Raw genomic sequence first — 22,484 nt, forward strand, 5'->3', positions numbered from 1 at the left:
CTAATTAAGTATGGTGGGGTGTGAAATATGATTCTATGTAGATTTTGTTCTACAACGTATGATCTATCTGTTGATTACGTGGACACCAATAAGAATGGATTCTGGTGCGAAATGTGTGATTCGTATAATTACTTTGACCCACAACATGAGGAACAAAGAAAATTCGTCTTGATCTTGGAAGGAAAAGAGAACAGTAATGATCCTGCTCTTAGTCCTATTCAACCGATTAAGCTAAATAAGCGGATCTCTCCTCTTAGATATCCTGGAGGTAAAAGCAAAGTTTCTGAATATCTTCTTGGATATGTGTCACCGCAGAAGTCGGAAGTATTATGTAGCCCTTTTACCGGCGGAGGAAGTTTTGAATTAGCTCTGTTGCATGCCGGCATCGTTAAGCGCCTTGAACTAAATGATTATGATTTTGGTGTATATTCTCTATTCCATTTAATTAAAACATTTCCGGATGCATTAACAATGGAAATCAAAAAGAGAAAGCCGAATCTAAGTGATTTTTTTAAGGCTCAGCGTATTGTGAAATCAGATTATAGTGGCTGTGACATATTCGAAGCTGCATGGAGTTTGCTCCTTGTTAATCGGCTTGCCTTCTCGGGGATTTATAGGGCAAATCCATTGGGAGGATTAAGAGGGGGTAGGGATTCTCTTCTATCGCGATGGAATCCAGATGATTTGTGCAAACGTATAAATATGATCCACGAGATGTCCGATTTTATCAATATACATAATCAAGATGCTATCGAGTTTATTGAAGAACAGTATTGGAATGAGAAGGCTACGATCTTCATCGATCCTCCGTATTATAATCAGGGTAAGAATTTATACTTACATTATTATACAGACGAAGATCACAGGGAGTTGCAATTCCTGCTTGATAATTTGTATAGGGAAACCCCTTGCGCTGATCTTATTGTTACCTACGACGACGATCCATTCATTGAGCAAATATACGAATTTCCGAAGTTCAAGAGAATCAAGAGGAAGTTTAGCGCGTAGATAAAACATTCCGAAAGTGCACTGAAGTAAAGACACATGTAGTGAAGAAAAGATCCATAAAGCGAAACAAAGGAGCGAAGGTAAATGAAATGTGATTTTTGTAAAGACGCAGAAGCAACCGAAAAGCGTGGGACAGTAAGAGATCCGATGAATGGAGAAAACAAGACGCTATATCTTTGCGCAGAATGTGCTTCGAGATGGGATGAGCAAGAGAAACAAGACAAAATCGAACATGCGCGGAAATACGGCAGAGGAATTGATATTTGGGAAGCTGAAAACGTTGAATAATGCTGCACATAACGGATGAATTAGCGACTCAAAGAGCGAAGGACGGTGGGAATATGGCTATAAAGAAATCGTTTTGTCCTTATTGCGGGGCGAGGTTCTTAGCGGCAAATTTGAACCGACATATGAAAGCATGTTTGCGAAAATCTAAAGGTTCACAATGACGCAGTTCGGATGAATTAGCGACACAAAAAGTGACACATTTAATGCAATAGAAAGGATGATTAATTGTAATGCGTCTGGTTATGACAAATCCAGAAAAGGGAGCACATGCATGGATAGAACAAACTCAATCTGGGCATTATCGCGTAACACATACTGGCGGACGTAAGGGTTACTACGTTGATATTTCAAAATCAGTTCGGGGCGCGAAAAGACAACTCTCCTTGTTTCTTGGGTATAAAACGGAGTGGAAAAAAGATGGTTGGAGTTAGTGCACATTTCGAAAAAACTGTGAAGGAGATTTTTATGGATTGGGAAAAGATATCGAAATTATCAACGGTATGTGGTTTTATGCTGAAGTAAATCGCACACAACTCTTGGATTGATGAATTTCCTCCAGCAGCAGCGTTGAATAAATCGATTTAGCAGGTTAAATCATACTCGTAACAGAATATACATTCTGTTACGAGTTTTTCTGTATAATCAACTATTTAGCACGGGAATATAGTATAATGAAATAAGATATCTCGTAACAGAAAATATCTGTCCTGTGAGAGGAAGTGGGGGTTGAAATAATTGCAATAAATGAGATAAAGAGTGCATTTATAGATTTTTGAGTAGTGACGATATGCTATTGGGAGGCGTAGACATGAAAATTGAATCTAATTTAAACGGTGTAATCATTGTTCGTCAAGCTCCTGCTGGGGCGAAACTTACTTGGAATGAAGTTAGTCCATTTAAGGATGAATATGAAATCGAATACTCATTCAATATCTTTCGTGCTCTTAGGAAGAGAGATAATGGTATATTAATTTCTTATGGGGATGAAGAACAGGGGGTTATTGAGCTTTACTTACCAATAAGAGAAGGAGTAGAAAATATTTCATTAAGCGGCCAAGCTCGTGTAGTTCTGGATTTGGACAAGAGTATTCCTATTATTGAAGTGAATTCGTCGGGCCAAGGATCTGTGATTATTAAAAATCAAGTAACTGGGGTTTATGGAAATTTAAGCGGGCAATCTTCTATATTCTTCCCGAACGCTACTGATTGCCAAATATCAATTTCAGGGCAATCAAGTTTAACAGCTGTTCGGGCATCTTCGATTAAAGCTCGGGTATCTGGTCAGTCTCAAATTTCAGTTGTTGAAGAGGCCGGACATGTATCCCTATCCTTATCTGGCCAATCCCGTGCCGTATTATCTGGGAATATAGATTACATTTCTGGAGAAATTATCGGTGGAAGCCAATTGATAATCTTAGGCAAAGTTCGTAAGATGGGGGATTTATATACTCAATCGGGAAGTGTAACTACTATAAAAAATTGAGAACAACAGAAAAATGATAGACGATTGCCCCGTTGTTGTAGATTGTGGTGGTTACGGTGAATAAAGTGGATGTGTGGGCTTTTGTATTTGTTAGTGTAATAGCGGTATAAGACGGTCATTTAAAAATCATAAGATTATCGAATCAGTTGTTCATACAATCTTATAGGCAATTTATTTTTCTGGTTCGAGAATCGAAATGTATTATGTTGATGAAAATACATCTTCGCTGTAGCCAACGAAGTTCGAGGGGATAATAATGAATGTGGTGCAGTTTACAAAACAGCATGACGAGCAGATATGGATTTCCGGATATAAGGAATCGCTATCCGGAAAGTCCGAAGGTACCATCGACGCTTATCTCCGCATTGTAAAACAATTTGTAAGATGGGTAACTGACAAACCTGGTGGGGAGGATGGATTTAACCCCATCCTATTTACTCGGACAGCTGTAGAGGAATATTTTAAAAACCAAATATCAAATGCGAGTATAAGCCACAAACAGCGTGTAAAGACCGTTCTGAACGATTTTGCAAACTGGTTAATGGAACAGGATGCAATAAAAAAAAATCCGGTTCGCGTGATAGAGATCCCAGCTCAATCATTACTGGCTCCAAGGATTTTAACACCTGATCAACGGTACATTTTAAAAAACTTAGTGGAGCGGCAAGGTGACCAGCGAAGCGCAGCCCTATTCGCATTGGGCTATTGGGCCGGCTGCCGTGTATCCGATGTGTCTCACCTGATGATGAATAACGTTCGGGTTGGCCCAAAAATCGGGGATATTATTGTCGGTTTTAAGGGCAATAAAACACGTGATATTCCTCTTTTAAATGAGGTTCGGCGGCCATTGTATGAGTATATCCATGACGAGCGACAGAAAAGCAAGCACGCACATAGTCCTTATGTTTTTCCTTCACAGCGAGGGGATAGACTTACGGAATATGGGATACATCATTGGTTTAGAGCAATGAAAAAAATGGCTACCAACAGTGAATGGCCCTTAATTGAGGATATCACGTATCACGATTTACGACATGATTTCGCTCATCGTGCAAGAGAAGCAGGGTGGCCGATCGAATACGTTGCCGTTTACCTGGGGCACATCAAGAAAAAGGGTACGCCGGCGATAGAAACGACAGCCCGATATACGCAGCCGTCTCGGGAAGCAATCAAGGAAAAGCTTCTTGATTTGAAAGGATAAAGTATAAGGGGCGTACATTATGAACTTTCCACTGTTTTCATAACGATTGTCTCCAAAGCATTCTTGAAGAGATTATTAATAAAAAATGAACACCGTTACGTTAGTAGTCACCCAAAAAGTCGATTCTGTCCAATAAGGAGGAGATAAGTATGAGAAAACGTCAGCGTAAAAAAATGAGAAATTGCACGTAAAACTTTATCTCAATGAAGAAATTTTATTATTCAAGACTCCGGAAGAAAGAGAGATGGCTATTAACGATTTCTTAAAATCTCGCCAAATGCTTGCTAGAAAAAGATATAGGGATTTAAAAAATATGAAAATGACGTACTTTTATCCAATTACTGCTTCGGTGAATAATAATATCAATAGTTTGGCTAGACGGTCGAGAAAAAGTTCAGTGACAAACTATGATTAGGAGGTTATTTCGGAGAGTGGTCATCAAGAGGGTATAACTTAACATGACTTGCGACATGACATGGGGCATCGAGCGAGCAAGAGAAGCGGTATAGCTGATCAGATTCATTGCGGGTTATCTGGTGGTTATCAAAACGATAGAAACGACAGCCTTTCTTATATATCAAGCGCTTAAAGGTTCACGAGATTCAAGAAAAAGCTGATATCATAAATGTAAGGATGGTGACTTTTGAATGAAAGTTGATCAAATTGAACGAGGGATTACTTCAAATCGGAGATCCGCAGAAGTGGAAGGCATCCTGGTTGATCCACGAGTCGAGGAACTTTCCAGAAAACAGCTCAAGGGTGAGATTACCGGCAGACAAGCTCGATTAGAAGTTTGTAAGATATTTGGTATCGATCCGTCCAACATCAAATGAAAGACTACGTATACCGTGGAACAGATGTGTTGTTGAATAAGCTATGGATTCGAGACAACGAGACATTGAACAAAGTAGAAGGGCAACTTGTCCAGCTGCGTTTAAATGAATTGCTGGTCAATCCAATCGCGGGAAAGCTAGATCTAACATATCTCCAGAAGATTCACGCTCATCTGTTCCAGGATGTTTATCCTTGGGCCGGGAAGATCAGAGAAGTAGCCATTCATAAAGAACAAACCACTTTTTGCTTACCTGCATACATCAAAGATAATATGGATCGCATTAACCAAGAGATTGTGAAACTAAAGTGTTTTGAGAATATGGATTTTCCTCAGTTTTCGACCAATCTAGGTAGGGTATGGGGGGATATTAACTATCTTCACCCGTTCAGAGAGGGGAACGGACGATCCACCCGGGAATATATACGGTGTATTGCTGCCAATGCTGGTTATGAGATCGACTGGTCAAGGGCATCAAAAGAAGAGATCCTCATGGCCGCCAAGACGGATAATTATGAGCCGTTACTTAATCAAGTTGTTCGGAATAAAACCATTGATCGCCAGCTACAACGTGATATGAAAAAAGCATTGTCTCTTTCTAAAAAGCGATAGAGAGCAGGGCTGGGAAAGAATGAAAATTGAAGAATTGCTATATACTATTGATAGGAGATTAAGTTCTCCAATGCCGTTTCCGGCGGTTGGCGGCAGGCAAGGGTAAAAAGAGTGGATCAGCCGATCAAGGATGATCTATTCTTTTTTGCTTCTTTGAATAATACATATTTAGTGTTATTATATAATTGTAAGATTCTACCGAAGAAAGTAAAAGTGGGGTGGTTCTTTGAAATTAAGTGATAGATGGCTGTGTTTCGTTTTATACTCTTCAGTTTTATTTACACTCCTTGCCGTATTCTGTATTTGGCCATTTCACGATCGGTCCTGGGTGAAGACAGGAAATATCCTCCTAGCAGATGATTATATTGATGTCAGCACCTTAACTGATCATCCATATCCGAAGAAGACGAATTTTTACTTAACCTATGTTTCGTCTCAAACATCAAATCGCTACTTGTCTGATTTGCGATATTGGCTCAATGGCTACCACTTGGAGAATATGAAAGTGTTAAGTGATCATAATAGTGGCACCGCTTTGACGCTCGATGATCAATATTATGTAGGTCTGATCAATGCTGAGGAAGCTGTACATAATGCGATCGTAGTAGCTCTCTCATACTTAGATATCCCTTTTGATGAACAAATAAAACAGCCGATGGTCGAGTATATCCCTGAGAACTATGAAACGGGAAAAGCGTTTCACATCAAAGATGAAATTGTCCGGATTGACGATTCAAATATTGATCCATTCAATAGCGTTACAGATGTACTTCGACAGAAAAAAAGAGGGGATCGAATCCATGTGACAGTGAAACGAGAGGGGCAATTAGTTACCCTTCCTATTGTCCTCAATGAGACGGACACAAACGGTGAGTTGACGCTGGGTGTCTTAATTCGAGTGCAATTCGTATTTGATCAGATCCAGGATCATGAGGTTGTTAAGTTTCCCCCTAACTTCTCCGGAAGTTCTTCAGGATTGATGTTGGCGCTTGGACTAATTCAAAAATTAGATCTCAGCCACGACTATTCAGGCGGCCTAAAAATTGCCGGTACGGGGGGAATCAGCAGGGGAGGAGATGTTAAAGCGATTGCTAATCTCTCAACGAAAATTGAGACAGCTCAGCGGAAGGGTGCTGACGTTTTTCTTTTTCCTGCATCACAAGAAGATGAAGCTTATGAAGCTGCCCAAAAGCTTGGCATTTCTCGAATGAAGCTAGTGCCGGTTAATTCTGTAAGTCAAGCCATAGATAGAATAAATCAAATCAAAACTGAAGGAGGTTTGGCTAATGAATCAAATTAGAAGAGCAGAATTGACAGGTAAAATCATTGAACACATATTGCTTGAATACGCTAGTGACCCCGTTGTGGAAGTGAAAAAGGGTTTTTGTATATCGATAGAAGATGGTCAAACAAAATTGGATCGAATCAACATCGACATTCCATAAACAATACGGCTGCTTAGGAAAGTTCTGATATCATTGATTGAATTTGAAAAACAAGCTTCTATTCAGCCTGGTGACGAAGTAGTATCTAAACCATCCTAAATGGGAAAAAGGCCGTGTACTCAGCATATCCGCAAGCAAGAAGAAGATGAAGGTACAGTGGCCTGAAAGAAAAACACGCCACACGACGAATGATGGATATGTTGATATAGGCAAGATTGCTCTTTTGAGACTGTTAATAAACTTCTTCAGCATAATTAAGGAGATGAGTAAATTGATGTATCCGATGGTGAAAAAGGACTTTGTTCAAAAAAGAGAATTTTTTCGAGTCCCCTTCAAAGGTAAGATAACCTTATCTAAAACAACGGATCTCGATGAAATTGTTGAATTTAATGTTGACGATATTAGCGGTGGTGGACTATCTTTTTGGAATACTACTCATATGAAGTTTGAAGTTGATCAGCTTGTATTTGGACATATTTATCTTCCGGACGTGAAAATACGATTTCACGCGAGAATAGCGCGTATTACAGGTATCCGTGTTTCTATCTCATTTATGGGGATGCATGAACAAGATCGCTCTAAAATAGTCGCTTTTTGCCTCAAAAGACAACTACAATTCAAAAAATAAACCGGCATCTTCTGAGGAAGGGTATAACATGGAAACATCACATCCGATTAGAGATAAGCTTCAACTGAATCTGCTTAGGAAATGCCTGAAGGAAGTAAGCTATCGTGATTACTGTTTGTTTGAGGTAGGTTTAAATGGGGCCTATCGAGTTACTGATCTACTGCAACTGCGTATTAAAGATGTCTCGGAAGGAGTAGGGGTTATTAAGTCAAGATATCCAAATGGGATGCCTATCTCTTCTGAAGCTCATTATGCGTTAACTCGATATTTAAGTGAAAGAGAGAAATATCTTCCGGACGATCCTTTGTTTGTATCACGAAAAAGAAAGAATGGACAATTGGCACCCATTCAACGAGATATCGTATATAAAACACTTCGTCGGGCCGCTATTAAAGCCGGTATAAACTTGCCTATCGGCTGCCATACAATGCGGAAATCATGGGGGTACCATGAAGTACTAAGTGGAAGGAAGCTTAGCTCCGTTAAGAAGATACTAAATCATCCTTCCATTAAATCCACCTTGTCTTACATTGGTTTTACAGCAGAAGAGATCCGGGAGATATTGTCCCAACACAGTAGGCCCTAACAGCCCTTTTTTCCCAGCCACGCTTACGAGTTGCAAATTGGCAAGACTTTCTTTTGTATTACATTTGTAAGACATATTGTTATACAATCTTCGTAGAGGTATATAAAACGGAAAAAGCCACTTGGTCAAGACCAAGTGACTTTCACGTTACCCCCGTAAGAAATCCACCACAGATTACCTGGGGGAGATACTTCAATTATAACATGAAGTAAGGGATGTGTGAATATGAAAAGTCAAATTAAATATAGATCAAGTATCAAAAAATCACATGCTCCAAGAAAGAAGAAAGCTGTCAAAAAACCGAAAGTAATGCATTGGACAAAGCGCCAAGCAGCGATCGCAGCTCGTAGAGCCCCGAGAAATTTTAATTTTGAGATCGATTGGCCTCGCGTCGAAGTTACAGATAAGACATTGGAGCGGATCTCTGGGTATATGGGGTTAGATGAAGATGAAGCTTTTGATCGTGCGCTAGAGATCTTGGAACATCATGATGATTTTCGGGTGGACGCGAGATGGATCTACCGGGAGTACCTAAAAAAGCGATTTCGTGGGAATTGGATTCATCTACAATGGCACACGTACGAGAATTTGCAAATCGGGATCGAAAATAATCGCTGGACCCGTATCATTTACAGTGATCGCCATGCGTATTTTCCTGATGAAGTCCAACAATATGTGTATGCTGCTGAGGATGGTCGTTGTGAGGAATGTGGACAAGCAATGCATATTCGTACAGCCCAATTTGTAAAAAGGGATTGGAACGTGTTTGGAGATCGAGATAACATCAAACTCCTTTGTTACTGCTGCAAAAATGGACGTAAGAATATGCTGTTGAACCCTAACTTAATCATCCTTGATCGGAATATGGATTACTTAACAGAACGGTTGGGATTTGAAAGTAAAGACCAAACGATCAGCTTCCTACGCGAAAACTTAAAATATGCCGTTCACACGAATACATTCAATCCCAATAAGCAAAAAAATCGTACGCAAGTGAAAGATAAGAAGATCCGAGGTCAATATTGGCTTCCAGGTATTGGCCGCTGCCGGCTACAAGTTCGATACCAAGATGGTAAACGAGAATACACACTAGAATTCACCGAATGTGCCAAAGATCCGAAGCTTATCATCAAACCTCAAGAACGATCGAGAAACCTACTCATTTAGCCCCAAACCGGGGCTTTTTCATTTGTGTTGATGGAGCTGTCACACGCAAGCTATAATAAGAACATAGGTTCTTATTATAGAGGAGCGAAAAGATTGTGCGTGAACTTTCACCTGAAGACTATCATTGTGTGAAGCTATATATTCTTTTGCCATTAATCATATCTGCCTTCGAGCGAGATAAGGCGATTGCAACTAACACATTCAAAACAGCAGATCCTTATGTTGCTCTGATCACTCAGGCAATTCGACGCGCTGAAACCGACCATCGGCTTGTCCGGATTCGCTTTCGGAAGATTGGACTTAAAGTTTATGAACAGCAGAACACCGAGCAGGGGATACGGGCTAAATATTTATACCGAGGTTATCACTATGACTTCTCGATGTTATGGTCACTGATAGCAGCTGAGTGTAGAGTATGGATGGAAAAATATTTGGGGTTGGATATCCAAAAATATGTCAAAACGGGAGAGGAAATGAATTTTGTTTCTCCGAGTGAGTGGTAGGATCAATATTCGGTCCTTGTCTGATTACAAGGTACTACACTCTCTTAAATTAGGACAAAAGTCATATTTTCGGAAAATGTTGGTTGCGAAAAAGGGACATTTGCGCTATTATTAGATCAAAACACGGATGAATCGACAAAAAAGGGTAAAAAAAAGACACCCGCATTAATTAAATAAACCTCGCTGGGGATGCTTCGTTCAAACATCCTCAAGGCGATTCCCGAAACAGGCGGGAAACCAGAAGGCCATCTGCAAGTGCTTTTGTTATCACTATATGTTTAGTGATTTCATTATAGCACATCTTACGTTTGTAAGACAAGATTATGACCCTTTGTTTCCCTCTAATTTCTTATTGGGAAACAAAGGGTTTTTTGGTTTTTGCGGCTGAAAGGGAGAGCTGCATGCAGGTCAGTATACAACATCAGCCTATACTTGTACTGAATCGTGTTGAGCAATTCTTTCAGCTCCTCTATGGAGCGAAGATGGCAATGTACCCGAAGAAGTACCGTAGCAAAAAGACCGGTACTTATCACTCCGATCGTCAATGGATTTTTGTTGGTACGAAGGAAAAAATGACGGGTGTGGCGACTCTATCAACCCTATTTGCCAAAATACATAATGAGGATACTAATCAAAATACGTATTATACACCCAATGGGTATTATAGAAAGGATCAACGCTTAACTGAATCTCTTCGTTGGTTAAATGGCTTTGTTTTCGATGTAGACCGTGAAGGGCTGACCCTCGTTGATATCCTTGATGTTATCGACGATGCTGGGTTGCCGCATCCTACCGCGATTCTGAAGACTCCAAGTGGGGGCTATCACATTACGTATGTATTTGATCAGCCTGTTCGTGCTACAAGATCCGCGGTCTATTTATATACGGCTATTATGAGACATATGGCAGAAGATTTAAAAAGCGATTTGGCGGCTGTAGGCGCAAATCGTATCTTTAGGCTGCCTACGGAAGAGAATCTTGTTTATTTTGAGGCTTCGCAGACTTATAGTTTTGAAGTTTTTAAGAATTGGAGAGAGATTAATCATCCCTACCAGGAGAATGGTACGCTCAGCTACCATATTCAGAATCAAGACATTATGGCAGCGCCAGCTCTTCAACGCTTGCTTTATGCTCCTTGCGAGGAAGGAAAGAGAGATCGCACTTGTTTTACTCTTGCCTTAGCGATGAAAGCATCAAATTGGCCAATTTGTCGTGCAGTTGAAGCAATTACTGAATGGTATATGTCCCAGTGTGCCAAGGGTGCAAGGGCGGGGAAACAGCCATTTTTAATGCAACATGCGATTCGTAAGGTTCATTATGTCTATTCCAAATCGAAACTGCTCGGGCCATCTGCTGAAGCTATTCGCGAGCTTTCCGGAATGGCTTTCCATTTCGCTGTTTTCAGAAGTTATGAAGGGCCTAAATTAAGAGAAGACAGAGAGAGATCCCATTATCAGGAATGGATCAACGATCTGTTAGCTTTGCTATGCGAAAAAACGGAAATCTCGGGTTCACAGAATGAATTGGCATGCTTGATTCAATGCCCACTAAGTACTTTTAAGATTATCGTTCATATGCTCGTAGACCAAAAAAAAATTGAAGTAGAAACCAAGAGAGGAAGGGGAGGATATACAACCATTCGGATCATTCCGGATCTGCCCGTACAAAGCGATCGCACAAGTCGCGTGAAGGTCCAATCGAATCTAGCACCTGTATACTATGTTGACTTTGAAACCAAAAATCTAGTAGGGGTTGTAAGATACGATAAATACGATAGGAACGAGGATAAGCCCCCAGATCCAGGATGAATCTATTTTAAATAGCCAGTCTCCTATAAAACAATGGATAGGGTGGTGGGTGGGGGCTGCTTTCTCGATTGGACTCGTAACTGTTTTTGTGCTGCTTTAGGGTTGATTGGGTCTAAGGGCCCGTCGTATTTTGGCTCTTTTTGCCTATTTTTGTATTGTTAGGGGTTGGTTTTTGCGTTATACTAAGTTTTAGTTAGGTAAATGGTTCCAGCGGGGCTGGGAAAGGAGGTGGGGGTGGCACTGTAGGTTTGAGCTTCTATCTTGGATCATGTGTCTATCATTGTTGGATTCTTTAGAGGAGGACGTTTGATGGTTCGTATGTTGAAATCTTATCTGCGTAAAACTTCTTACATAGCGGCGTTTTCTGCCTTTTTCTTTATGTCATCCGGAACGAAGACTTACGCAGCATCTGCTGGGGGTAGCAGTAAATGTTATTCTAATATCCCGAGTTGGTTAGCTAAGCTGGGTGGTTTATTTGAGGAACCGGTTCAATGGATCATGTACGGTTCTGCCGTTACTACAGCGGTTTTCTTGCTGATTGGTTTTTTGATGTTGCGGGGTGCTCGTGGTCGTCAGGACAAAGTTGATCAGGCTTATAACTTTTTCAAGTATTTTGCTGCTGGATCGTTCGGGATATTTTCGGTGATGGGGATTGGCGATTGGTTCCTCGGGAAAATTTGCTAAATAGCGTTTGAAAAGTCCCTTTTGGGGCTTTTCTTGTAAAGGAGAGCAAAATGAGAAGAGTTTTATCTTTTCTTGGTATCTTTTCACTATCTTTTTTGCTGCCGAATGTGGTATTTGCTGAAGGTTGGGTTGAGCGTAAAGTCGGGGATACAATCGCTTATGTGCTTAAGTTAATCTTCGAACCGATTTTTGACTCGATGGTTGCAGCGCTTTCGACAATGATGAGTACGCCTGACTTGAGTAGTATTCCGTATGTTGAACAAGCTATGGAGTATTCTCGGATCATTGCCGGCAGCTTATTGGTTACAACACTGGCATTTCGCTTATGGCGTGCCCAGGGACGGCTAATAACAGGTCAACAAGAACCGATTGCAGATATTCTTTATAAGACAGCTATAAGTGCTGTATTGATTTATGGCCTCCCTGAGATTTTATCTTTTTTGCTGCAAATGAATGCTTTACTCATCGAGGGAATCAAGACGATGGGTGTGGATCTTACTAAAGGGCTGAAAACTCTCGCCTTTCCATTGACACAAGGAATAACTTTGTCGATCTTTTTTTGCATTTGGATTGTTGCATTATGTGGTTTGTCGATAAGTAACGCGATTCGCTTGGCCGAGTTGTGTTTTCTTTATGTTGTGGGGCCAATCATGGCGGTTAGTCATGCAGGAAAAGGCGAATCATTTCAGATTTGGGTTATGCAAGCCGTGTCTGTCACCTTTACACAGGCTGTTCAATTCTTCTTGGTTGGTTTTGCCTTAAATAATTCTGCGAACATGGCTTTGAATAGTTGGACAAGCTTGCTATTGCCCATAGGTTCTGTCGTTCTAGCAATTCGTGGTCCCCAAGTGCTTAAGCAATTTTTATATTCATCCGGTGTTACGGGTGTAGCCGTTGGTTATTCGCAAGCTGCATTTAGTCAAGCGATCTATGGCGCCATGCTTAAAAGATAATCTGAATTGGAGAACGAGTTATGTCGAATCGTCAAGGAAAAACGTACTATATTCCGCGTAAAGTCACAGAAGGGATAAAATTTGCTGGATTAAATGTAAAACAGATGCTTTTTATGCTTCCATTTGTTGGGGTGGCCGTGATTATTGATATTTTCACGACTCTGCCAACCGGAGGAAAGGTCATGCTGACGACGTTATTGGTTTCAACTTCGTATGCATTGGTTGCCCTCGAACTTGGAAACGGGTTATACGCTCAGGAGTATGTGAAATTGCTGATTAGATACTATCTTTTCTCTCAAAACGTTTATACACTCACAACCACAAAGTCGCGTCCTTCAGAGGATGATAAGAAGATTAGAGTTTTGGCTTATCATAGAGAAAATTATACATCTGCATCAGAACAAGATCATTCGACCTGGGAGTATGAGGACAAGCTTAAAAATCAAGGTTCTAACATAATTCCGGATGATCCTTATGAAGGATTAGAGGAATATATGCACTTGATTCCAGAGCCAAAAAAACAATAATCTACAGTAGCATACAGGAGGTTATCTAGATTATGGCAGTAGAACTGAAGGTTCCTTCACTAAAGCCGCCTGGCAAAAAGACACCGGCTCAAGCGTTGCCTTTTAAGGATTTTAATGAATATTTAAAATTGGCTGATGGCACTTATCGATGTGTTCTTAAAGTTTCTCCAATTAACAATGATTTGAACACGTTTGAAGAGAATGATGACATTGTTGAACTCATGCAAGAAGCGATTAATATTGCTGGACAAGCGTATATTAGCCAAATCACTGTTAGCTCGGAACGTCTCAATTTGGATGAATATATTGAGTACTTGGAACAGAAGTATAATCAAACTCATGAGCGGTACTTTTTAGAGCGATTAGACGCTATGACCAAGTATGTAAAGAATATGACCGTGCGACAGCGCACAACAAAATCCTTTTATTTTACGTTGGCATCACGTACAACGGATCTCGCCCGCGCGAGAGATGAATTCGATGAGATGATTAAAAAGATTGAGGATGCTTTAGTTTCTGCTGAAATATACATAAAGGTTTTAGGACGAGCTGATACACTTCGTATGCTTTACGAAAAACTCAACCCGAGGACTTCCTTAACGCAGCCCTACACGAGCGAAATGGATACTTTGACGGCAATCGCACCGGTTCCAATTATTCATAATGAAGATCATTCTATTATGGATGGGATGTATTACCGATTCATTACCATTATTGACTATCCAACAGAAATTAAACCTGCCTGGCTACAAAAAGTTTTTAACGTCAATGCCGAGGTAGACACAGCTATTATCTTTCAGCCAACAGGTAAGAAGAAAATTTTGGACGATATTGATAAGTCTCTCGGGTTTATTCGATACCGGAAGGATCAGGCCAAAACCAAGGAAAGTGAGAAACGTGAATTGTTGCGGAAAGAAGAGTCCGCCATACAGCTCATTGAAGGGCTTAGTTCAGATGCAGAAAATATGTTTAATGTTTCGATCGTGATCTCTGTACGTGACAAATCACTAAAAGAACTGGATTATGCATGTGAGCGATTGACTACGGCGATATCGTTATCCCGCATGAGATCTCGGGAGATTATCCTGGAAGGTAACGAACCGTTTTGGTTGACACTGCCTATCGCGTATAAATCCCATCTCCTAAATAATGAAAACTTGTACTGGCCAATGCAAACGACCGCGATCGCCAGTATTTTGCCTTTTAATAGCGCTGATTTTATGATGCGCCGAGGAGTTGTAAAGGGGCGGAATGCGGCAACCCAAAGCTTAATTATCGTCGATCGACGGGATCGCAAAGCTGTAGATAATCCGAACGAAGTCGTTATCGCTCCATCCGGACGGGGGAAATCCTGGTACGCCCAAGCTGATATCTCTAGGGAAAACTCTCAAGGTACCAAGTGCATTATCGTTGACCCCGAACGGGAGTACAAGTTTAAATATGGCGAACGTGTTGTATTCTCCATGGGTTCCCCGTTTTGTACCAATCCGTTCCATATACGTTCAGCGGTTTTGGATTTGGATGATGATGAGGATGAATTTGAAGCGAATGCGAGTCGAAATTACATTGAAAATGTAGGACAGTATTTGCAACGGAAAATTGCAGATCTGATTCCATTCTTCCGCTACATCTATCCGAAGATGGATTCGACGGAAGAGGCCGATCTTAGCGAAGCGATTCGTTTAACCTATGAAGAAATATGCGGACTCACTTTTGATAGTAAGGAATTACCTGATCAATTTCCAATACTAAGTGATCTCTACGAAATCGCTTCTCGCAGTGAATTCGAAGAATCTCTGAGTATCTTCCGGAAAAATTTACGACCATATGTGAACGGGATCTATAAGAATATGTTTAATGGGCACACCAACTGGTCGATGGATTCTCCACTAACGGTGCTGGATATTCATTCTTTGTCTGAAGTCATTCAGCCGCAGATGATGTATCTGCTCCTTCAGGATATTTGGGAGTACATTAAAATTGATCGGAATGAGAAGAAAGGGTTGTATGTAGACGAGGCTTGGAAATTGGCAGATCCGGATAACCCGCAAACTCTGAAGTTTATGTTCCAACTGGCGAAGCGGATTCGGAAATATGGAGGTTATCTCACTACAATTACTCAAAACGTGGAGGACTTCTTCTCCGCCAAGAGTGACAGTAAGAACTATGGACAAGCCATTTTTGATAATGCGTTCTTTAAGTTATTCCTTGGCTTATCGGAAAAGGACTATAAGACGCTGAAAGACACTGGTTTTGAATTCTCGCAGAAGGAAGAACGGATCTTGAAACGCAAAAAATCGAAGGGACGCGGGATCTACATGGTGGGAAGCACTCGCGTCGAGATTCAAACGATGCCAATTGTCGATGAATTGAGATTTATTGATCCAGCCGAATACCGGCGTGTGCAACAATTTAATCCAGAGCTTGAATATAGTGAAGTTAGCAGCGCATAAAGGCGCGGGGCTGGGAGAAAAGTCATGTTAATGAAGATTAAAATGGCGTTGCAGCTGCTCGGGATTGCGAAAAAACATTGGCCTGCGATCCTCACCATTGTGCTAATTCTGACCATGCTCCCGCTCTTTTTGATGGCTCTCATTTCCTCATTATTTTCGTGGATGGATTGGGGTGAAGAACTGGATCAAATCAAATTAAAGCCGTATTACGCCATTGCAAATGAACACGGTATGCCTTGGCAGGAGTTACTTGCGATCGATCTGGCTAAACATGACTATGCCCAGGACGATTTAAAACCCAAGGAACTGGAAGATGATTTTGTATGGTATGAGAAGATCACGGTGAATGATTACGATGAGGAAGGGAATTTGATTGGATCGCACACCGAAACCATTAAGCACGTCCGAAGCTTTGAGGAGGTTATGAGCTATTTGGGTTTTACGGACGAGCAACGTGATCAGGCCATCAGCGCACTTGCTCTCCTGTATGATGAGAGTGGGGAGATCGGGGGAGGATATGTCGGCGGAAACTTGCCACTAAGCCCTAATGTGCTAAGGTATGAACCGCTGGTTCGTAAATACGCGAAAGAGCACGGGATTGAGGATTATGTCAATATCATTTTGGCGATGATTCAACAAGAAACCGGTGGAAACTACTTGGACGTGATGCAGTGTTCTGAGTCGCTGGGGTTGCCGCCAAACACTATCACAGATCCGGAATACTCGATACAGGTCGGCGTAGGCTACTTTGCAGATCGACTTAGGCAGGCGAAAGGGGATGTAAAGTTAGCTTTACAGGCTTACAATTTTGGGGCTAAATTTATTGACTACGCACTTCAACGCGGCGGTTATTCGAAGGAAGTTGCCATTGAATTTAGCGAAATGATGGCGCGACAATTGGGGTGGAGCCGCTATGGAGACGTTGATTATGTGGATCATGTGTTGAGATATGCCGGCGGCTCGGGAGGCGACATCTTTGAAAAGGCGTTTGCGATCATGAAGAGCTATTTGGGGATGCCTTACGTATTCGGTGGGAGAGAACCCAAAGATGGTGGGTTTGACTGTTCTGGTCTGATCGAGTATGCATTTGGCCAAATCGGGATCAAAATCACGGGTAGGGCTGTGGATCAATATGAAAAAACAAGACCTGTGAATGATCAGGATGCGAAGCCAGGGGATCTCGTTTTCTTTACAACAACCGAAGAAAGAGTATCTCATGTTGGGATGTATATCGGAGATGGAAAGTTTATTCAGGCATCGAATTCCGGTGTGAATATTGCAAGCTTGGACACTTGGAAAAAACTCTATCCGTTCCTTGGTTTCCGGAGAATTCAATGAGAGGGGGAAGGTAAGACGTGAGGGTAATCCGAATCTCGATCTTCTCGATCGTACTGATGGCTGCCATTATTGTACTCGTAATTTTCGCCTATGACCGGAGTATAAAGCTTCAAGAAGCGCGGCAACTAAACAAGGTACTCCAAGACAATCATGAAGTTGAACGGGTTAACGAAAAATTCCTGAAAGCTTTCTTTAATTACCACTCGACTTCAGAGCGTTATGATCAGGTGAAGGATCTCATGACAGAGGCCGGCTATAGATCTACCTATCCCTCAGGGGATGAGTTACCTCCGGATACTCAGATCGAGTCCTCTTTAAAGGATCTCAGGGCATACAAATATCAGGTTGACGATCGTCAGTATGAGTTCCTGAATGAATTTGTTCTCTCGACGGTGTTCAATAGCTTGGAGAGTGAAAGACGGTATGTTTTTAAAACCGTATTGATCCGATTCCAGGGCGATGATTGGAAAGTGGATCATGTAGAATTTTTTAGCGGATTATAAAGAGGATTCTAAGGCTGGAAAGCGAAGACTTATTAGTGGCAGGAATTTTGCAACACTCCCGTTTGACAAGGGGGGGGGTGTGATGTAAAACATGGACTTTTGGTTCGAGTACCACTAAGGGATCGCGTCCCAAGAAGAAATCGATCTTTAGGGAAGCCGGACAAAGTTGTTAAAAAGCATTTTGGATGCAAATTTAATCATAAACGTGTGTTGTCTTACATAGAGTCTTACAAGTGTGTGATTAGGACATGCTGTAGGACTCTTTTTTATGTTGCATGTTGTTTGTATATGTTATATAATTCGTTTAGAACATATTAAGGAGGATCTTTATGAGAACCACCATTGAGCTATTTACTAAAAATTATAACGCGGATCTTCAAATAAATGAAAACCATAAAGTTCAACTTACACTTCTTCCGGAGGATCAGGAGCAGTTAGAAACGTATTTACGTTTGGTGGTTCCTCATTATGTGGAATTGCCAAAGAACGTTGATCCAACTTTTGGCGAACTCCTTGAATTGGCCGGTGCCTGGGAAGAGAAAAATCCGGGTCAGAAACTCATTGAACCGATCGTGAGAGTGAACCTGGAAGTTGGAGCAAAATACAAAGATATGTTTAATGAGCTTGCAAAGAAGCTTAATCTTAATCATTCTCAACTGTTGATGGATCTCGTTTCAAGAGCCTATGAAAGGATTGTTCAGCCGTGAATAAGGAAATTCGCTTTAAGCAGAAAAAAACATCGATTCAAGCTCTTGTTCCGAAGAAGACGAGGGATCAGTTAATCGAGATTTCTGAGCTGTTGAACAAAAACCAGGCAGCAGCTCTTGAGGAAATTATCGAGTATGAGTATCAGAAGTACCTTTCTGCCGAAGAGGGGGGCCAAGGATGAATAAGAAAGATTCTTCCACGTCTACGAAAAGTGGTAGAGGTAGACCTAAAAGACAATATGAAGTCTCTCGCTTAATTCCGAGTATGCGATTGTCAAAAAAACATATGCTCAATGAATTGGCAGATATCATGGAGACCACGGTTACTCGATTGCTGTGTTATTTAATACTACAAGCTCATGAGGAATATAAAGAGAACGGGGAACTGCTCTCTGAGGTAAAATCCATGCATAGTCCCAAGGAGGATTTTATCCAAACCTACATTGCGATTCATTCCCTGGACCATCCGTATCTTACGGGCGAAGAGATGCAAAAGCTTAAGGAAAAAGCGCTTCTGGCTTATGATGTATTCATCAACAGTAAATATGAACGATTGATCATCCGCGACTAATTGTCTTACATCTTTTGTCTTACAGATTGTCTTACTTTTATATGTGTGGTATAATATACATGTGATATGAAATTAAATCCACCACAGGAGGAATCCAAATGCAAGTAAATGTTGATGTTGCATTGCCGATTGGCGCGGACTTAGGAAATGACAGCTTGAAAGTCGTTCTTGATGAAAAGCAGCATTTTACCATCAAAAACGCTGTTGCGCGCCGGATGTTGAACGAAGTGCGCAAAGATCTTAGCGGGGATCTCGACCTGGATTTGGAGCATGACGAGAAGGAACCGCTTAAACGTAAGCAGCTTCGCAATCTCGATGTGATTATCCGGCCGATGAACGGGGAAGAAGAACGTTTCTACTGCGGAGACTTCGCCATTGCTGCCGGAGAAGATGAGACGGTGGTCGGTACCGAAAAAGCGGACAACCCCTACATACATATTCCGCTACTTGCGTTGTTAGCTTATCAAACTCCACGCAGCAAAAAAGAAGCGCGGTTCAGCGTTGTTTGTGGTTTGCCGATCAAGCAGTTTACTAAGGAAGCACGGCAAAAAATGACCCAACGACTGATTGGCGAATTTGAAGTGACCTTGATGAATGGCGATGGATCGCGTGGACGAAGAGTAAAAATTATCATCGAGAATGTTACTGTCGCTCCGGAAGGTGTACCGGTCGTGATGAACCAAATGCTGAACGCACAAGCCAACGGTATCGCTAGACCGGAACTGCGGGTTGGTGAATACGGAGTTATAGATATCGGGGCATTCACAACGGACATTCCAGTGATTGTGAATGGTAAGCCCGACTCGCTTGCAAGTGATGGTCTGGAAGAAGGGATTGCCACCTATATTGACCGGATCGCAAAAGCGTTGAGTGATACGACCCGAGCCAATGTTACGCGAAATCAGATTTTGAATAAAATCATCGCGGACGACATTGACGAAATTATGATTCGTGGGAAGAAGTATCCGTTGCGCAAGGAAGTCGAAGATCAAATCAACTTCTTTGCTAAGAAAATTGTGGACATTATCGATAAGATGTGGGCTAAAAATTATGGCATTCAGGAATTTTTCGTTGTCGGTGGTGGCGGTAAGCTGCTTAAGCCCTACCTGAAAAAGAATATGGTATCCCGAAATATTGAACTGACATTTATCGATGCAAAAAACATGAGCGATTATCAGAACGATCCGCAGCTGCAAAACGCATTTGGGTATTGGAAAATTGCTAAACAAAAATATGGGGCGTGATGCGTGTGTCAGCTCCGGGGAACGATCATAATCAGCCAGAATTGAACAACAACGAAGACGTACAACCAAAAAAGGTCAAGGAATACAAAATAGGGGATCTGGTGAACTTTCGATTATCCAATTCGACAGTGGATATCATGAATCTCCTGAACGAAAAAAAACGCCAAGGCGTAAAAATCAGCAATTATCTCATCAATCTTATTCGCATCGCTGAAGGGCTGCCTATTCCTGGTGCAGAAGGCGAGAGTATGCAGGAAGTCAGAGCGCTTCCTGCTAACTCTACGAAACAAATTGAAGAGAGTGTTCTTGGTAATGAAGAACTTTTAGAAAAACTCATGAGCCGGCTCCTGGGTCGTATGCAAGCAAGTGGGCTTCAAATAAGCCCTGCTTCTACAGAAGAACCCAACGATTCCTCGGTTCCGGACGAAGAGACGAAACAGGAACTACAAGATATTGCGGCTGGCATGCTCGATTGGGACGATTAAAGCACTTCTTTCATTGAAAGAGTGCTTTTTTTTTTGCCTGATGATGGGGTATATATAGGAGATGATGCGCAGCTGCTATCGCATCGATATAGTCTATAAAAGTTAACTTACTGACTCCTAAGATTTGTGCGGCGAATCTTTAAAAGATGAAAATAGACGGTTTACCTTTGGTGAGGGCGGTCTCTTTTCATAGATGAAAGATGTCATTGGTCCGGATCTTCGGTGTTCCTTACGCTCCAACTTATCACATTTCGCTTTCCGCGAAGCAAGGCCAAGCCCCCTTACGGGGGTGGGAGAAGTTATACTGCCGATGAACGGAGTGTCCGGACTAAACCGCCCGTCCATCTCCTTATTCAAGAACCGCCCAGCCTTGCATCGCTCGCTTCATGTGAATCGTTTTCCGCGTAAGGAACACGACAAAGGAGCGATGTACGGATGCAAAGCCAACCCCTATCCAAACAAGGAGCTTCTATGCCTATCTTGGGCATGGACCCCGCTTGGGATGAATTGACCACACTTATATCTTTCCCAGACCGTGGTGATTTTGGAAATGCAAAATATCGTGGAAATTACTCAGGCCATGTGTTAATGAAGCTGCTGCGATATCTTCAGCGGACAGGTATTTCTCAACCTTATGTCTACGACCCGATGGAGGGAGGGCGGACAAGTCGGGACGTGTGTCGGTTTCTTGATCTTCCCTATGTCGGAGCTGACATTCACGATGGATTTGATGTTGTAAACCAGGATTTACACGACTATGGTTTTGATTTAACCATGCTTCATTACCCGTACTGGAATATGATCGATTATGCTTCCGATTTACCAAAACATTTGCAGCCCATGGATATGAGTCGGATGGATTGGAACCAATTTATCGCAGCAGTGAGCCATGTCAATATTAAGGCAGCTGCTCATAGCCGCTACGTAGCTGTCCTTGTTGGGGATATGGTTGTAAAGGGGAAGGGTTACATCAAAAGCATTCAACGCGAGATGGTTTGGCCAGGAGTGCCGGTTCGTCATTTTACGAAGGTTCAGCATAATGCCATGAGTTATCGGAAATCGTATCAGGGAAACTTCATCCCTGTCGTCACGGAGCATCTCATCCTCTTTAAAACTGATTATAAGCCGGCAGGAGAGCTTTGGATTCTCACTCCAGGCGTTTATAAGAAGATTGACAGTCAAGCCTATGTCACTTGGAAAACGGCGGTTATCCATGTAACTCGATCGATGGATGTCATTTCTCCGGAACGGGTGTACGAGGGAATCAAACAGAGATTTCCCGGTAAACTCCATAAGTCAAAAACACCGGAAGCGACGATTCGCCGGACGTTGCAGGAATTAGAGGCCACTGGCTATCTTATACGGAAAACAAGAGGGGTATACGTCCGGAATGTATCATAGCCGATCACGGAAGCTTAGCTTTCTAAAAGAAACCAGCGATAGCATCTTGGCTGTCGC

26 protein-coding genes are annotated in these 22,484 nt (G+C 41.8%); all 26 read left to right on the plus strand.

Going from position 1 to position 22,484, the window contains the following annotated elements; all coding sequences use genetic code 11:
* Positions 1–168 precede the first annotated feature (168 nt).
* Positions 169–1,008, plus strand: a complete 840-nt coding sequence (locus MHH82_RS41290; RefSeq protein WP_340970865.1) for a DNA adenine methylase — start codon at positions 169–171, stop codon at positions 1,006–1,008.
* Between the two features lie 84 nt (positions 1,009–1,092).
* Positions 1,093–1,296: a hypothetical protein gene (locus tag MHH82_RS41295; protein ID WP_340970868.1), complete on the plus strand. Its 204-nt coding sequence runs from the start codon at positions 1,093–1,095 to the stop codon at positions 1,294–1,296.
* A gap of 230 nt (positions 1,297–1,526) precedes the next feature.
* Entirely contained in the window at positions 1,527–1,727 is a 201-nt protein-coding gene (locus MHH82_RS41300; RefSeq protein ID WP_340970870.1) for a hypothetical protein, read from the plus strand.
* Positions 1,728–2,104: 377 nt separating this feature from the next.
* On the plus strand, positions 2,105–2,779 hold the full coding sequence (locus tag MHH82_RS41305; RefSeq protein ID WP_340970872.1) for a hypothetical protein: 675 nt from the start codon (positions 2,105–2,107) through the stop codon (positions 2,777–2,779).
* Positions 2,780–3,035: 256 nt separating this feature from the next.
* Positions 3,036–3,980: a tyrosine-type recombinase/integrase gene (locus MHH82_RS41310; protein ID WP_340970874.1), complete on the plus strand. Its 945-nt coding sequence runs from the start codon at positions 3,036–3,038 to the stop codon at positions 3,978–3,980.
* 647 nt (positions 3,981–4,627) lie between these two features.
* Positions 4,628–4,813, plus strand: coding sequence for a hypothetical protein (locus MHH82_RS41315; protein WP_340970876.1), 186 nt, complete (start codon positions 4,628–4,630; stop codon positions 4,811–4,813).
* Between the two features lie 65 nt (positions 4,814–4,878).
* Complete coding sequence (locus MHH82_RS41320) at positions 4,879–5,424, plus strand: Fic/DOC family protein (protein WP_340970878.1); 546 nt, start codon at positions 4,879–4,881, stop codon at positions 5,422–5,424.
* Between the two features lie 226 nt (positions 5,425–5,650).
* A complete protein-coding gene (locus MHH82_RS41325; RefSeq protein ID WP_340970880.1) occupies positions 5,651–6,724 on the plus strand; it encodes a PDZ domain-containing protein in 1,074 nt (357 codons plus the stop codon).
* Positions 6,711–6,869: a hypothetical protein gene (locus MHH82_RS41330; protein ID WP_340970883.1), complete on the plus strand. Its 159-nt coding sequence runs from the start codon at positions 6,711–6,713 to the stop codon at positions 6,867–6,869. Before MHH82_RS41325 ends, MHH82_RS41330 begins: the two co-directional genes overlap by 14 nt.
* Before the next feature lie 274 nt (positions 6,870–7,143).
* Positions 7,144–7,497 (plus strand): PilZ domain-containing protein, encoded by a 354-nt coding sequence (locus MHH82_RS41335; protein ID WP_340971004.1) that lies wholly within the window; start codon positions 7,144–7,146, stop codon positions 7,495–7,497.
* A 28-nt stretch (positions 7,498–7,525) separates the two neighbouring features.
* Positions 7,526–8,083: a tyrosine-type recombinase/integrase gene (locus MHH82_RS41340; protein WP_340970885.1), complete on the plus strand. Its 558-nt coding sequence runs from the start codon at positions 7,526–7,528 to the stop codon at positions 8,081–8,083.
* A gap of 225 nt (positions 8,084–8,308) precedes the next feature.
* Positions 8,309–9,250 carry a hypothetical protein gene (locus MHH82_RS41345; RefSeq protein ID WP_340970887.1) on the plus strand — a complete coding sequence of 314 codons (942 nt, stop codon included), beginning with the start codon at positions 8,309–8,311 and terminating at the stop codon, positions 9,248–9,250.
* A gap of 95 nt (positions 9,251–9,345) precedes the next feature.
* Positions 9,346–9,753 (plus strand): hypothetical protein, encoded by a 408-nt coding sequence (locus tag MHH82_RS41350; protein WP_340970890.1) that lies wholly within the window; start codon positions 9,346–9,348, stop codon positions 9,751–9,753.
* Between the two features lie 401 nt (positions 9,754–10,154).
* A complete protein-coding gene (locus MHH82_RS41355; RefSeq protein WP_340970893.1) occupies positions 10,155–11,561 on the plus strand; it encodes a hypothetical protein in 1,407 nt (468 codons plus the stop codon).
* A 309-nt stretch (positions 11,562–11,870) separates the two neighbouring features.
* Positions 11,871–12,245, plus strand: coding sequence for a hypothetical protein (locus MHH82_RS41360; RefSeq protein ID WP_340970895.1), 375 nt, complete (start codon positions 11,871–11,873; stop codon positions 12,243–12,245).
* Between the two features lie 50 nt (positions 12,246–12,295).
* Positions 12,296–13,198: a conjugal transfer protein TrbL family protein gene (locus MHH82_RS41365; RefSeq protein ID WP_340970896.1), complete on the plus strand. Its 903-nt coding sequence runs from the start codon at positions 12,296–12,298 to the stop codon at positions 13,196–13,198.
* 20 nt (positions 13,199–13,218) lie between these two features.
* Complete coding sequence (locus MHH82_RS41370) at positions 13,219–13,725, plus strand: hypothetical protein (RefSeq protein ID WP_340970904.1); 507 nt, start codon at positions 13,219–13,221, stop codon at positions 13,723–13,725.
* Positions 13,726–13,757: 32 nt separating this feature from the next.
* On the plus strand, positions 13,758–16,178 hold the full coding sequence (locus MHH82_RS41375; protein ID WP_340970906.1) for a VirB4 family type IV secretion system protein: 2,421 nt from the start codon (positions 13,758–13,760) through the stop codon (positions 16,176–16,178).
* A gap of 24 nt (positions 16,179–16,202) precedes the next feature.
* Complete coding sequence (locus tag MHH82_RS41380) at positions 16,203–17,516, plus strand: bifunctional lytic transglycosylase/C40 family peptidase (RefSeq protein ID WP_340970907.1); 1,314 nt, start codon at positions 16,203–16,205, stop codon at positions 17,514–17,516.
* Positions 17,517–17,533: 17 nt separating this feature from the next.
* Positions 17,534–18,019 (plus strand): hypothetical protein, encoded by a 486-nt coding sequence (locus MHH82_RS41385; RefSeq protein WP_340970909.1) that lies wholly within the window; start codon positions 17,534–17,536, stop codon positions 18,017–18,019.
* Between the two features lie 329 nt (positions 18,020–18,348).
* Positions 18,349–18,726 (plus strand): hypothetical protein, encoded by a 378-nt coding sequence (locus MHH82_RS41390; RefSeq protein WP_340970912.1) that lies wholly within the window; start codon positions 18,349–18,351, stop codon positions 18,724–18,726.
* A complete protein-coding gene (locus MHH82_RS41395) occupies positions 18,723–18,908 on the plus strand; it encodes a hypothetical protein (protein ID WP_340970914.1) in 186 nt (61 codons plus the stop codon). Before MHH82_RS41390 ends, MHH82_RS41395 begins: the two co-directional genes overlap by 4 nt.
* On the plus strand, positions 18,905–19,297 hold the full coding sequence (locus MHH82_RS41400; protein ID WP_340970916.1) for a hypothetical protein: 393 nt from the start codon (positions 18,905–18,907) through the stop codon (positions 19,295–19,297). The genes MHH82_RS41395 and MHH82_RS41400 overlap by 4 nt, the downstream gene beginning before the upstream one ends.
* A gap of 98 nt (positions 19,298–19,395) precedes the next feature.
* On the plus strand, positions 19,396–20,541 hold the full coding sequence (locus tag MHH82_RS41405; protein ID WP_340970918.1) for a ParM/StbA family protein: 1,146 nt from the start codon (positions 19,396–19,398) through the stop codon (positions 20,539–20,541).
* On the plus strand, positions 20,541–21,026 hold the full coding sequence (locus tag MHH82_RS41410) for a hypothetical protein (RefSeq protein WP_340970920.1): 486 nt from the start codon (positions 20,541–20,543) through the stop codon (positions 21,024–21,026). Before MHH82_RS41405 ends, MHH82_RS41410 begins: the two co-directional genes overlap by 1 nt.
* 435 nt (positions 21,027–21,461) lie before the next feature.
* On the plus strand, positions 21,462–22,427 hold the full coding sequence (locus MHH82_RS41415; protein WP_340970922.1) for a hypothetical protein: 966 nt from the start codon (positions 21,462–21,464) through the stop codon (positions 22,425–22,427).
* The last annotated feature ends 57 nt before the right edge of the window (positions 22,428–22,484 follow it).

Source organism: Bacillus sp. FSL K6-6540, from assembly GCF_038007545.1.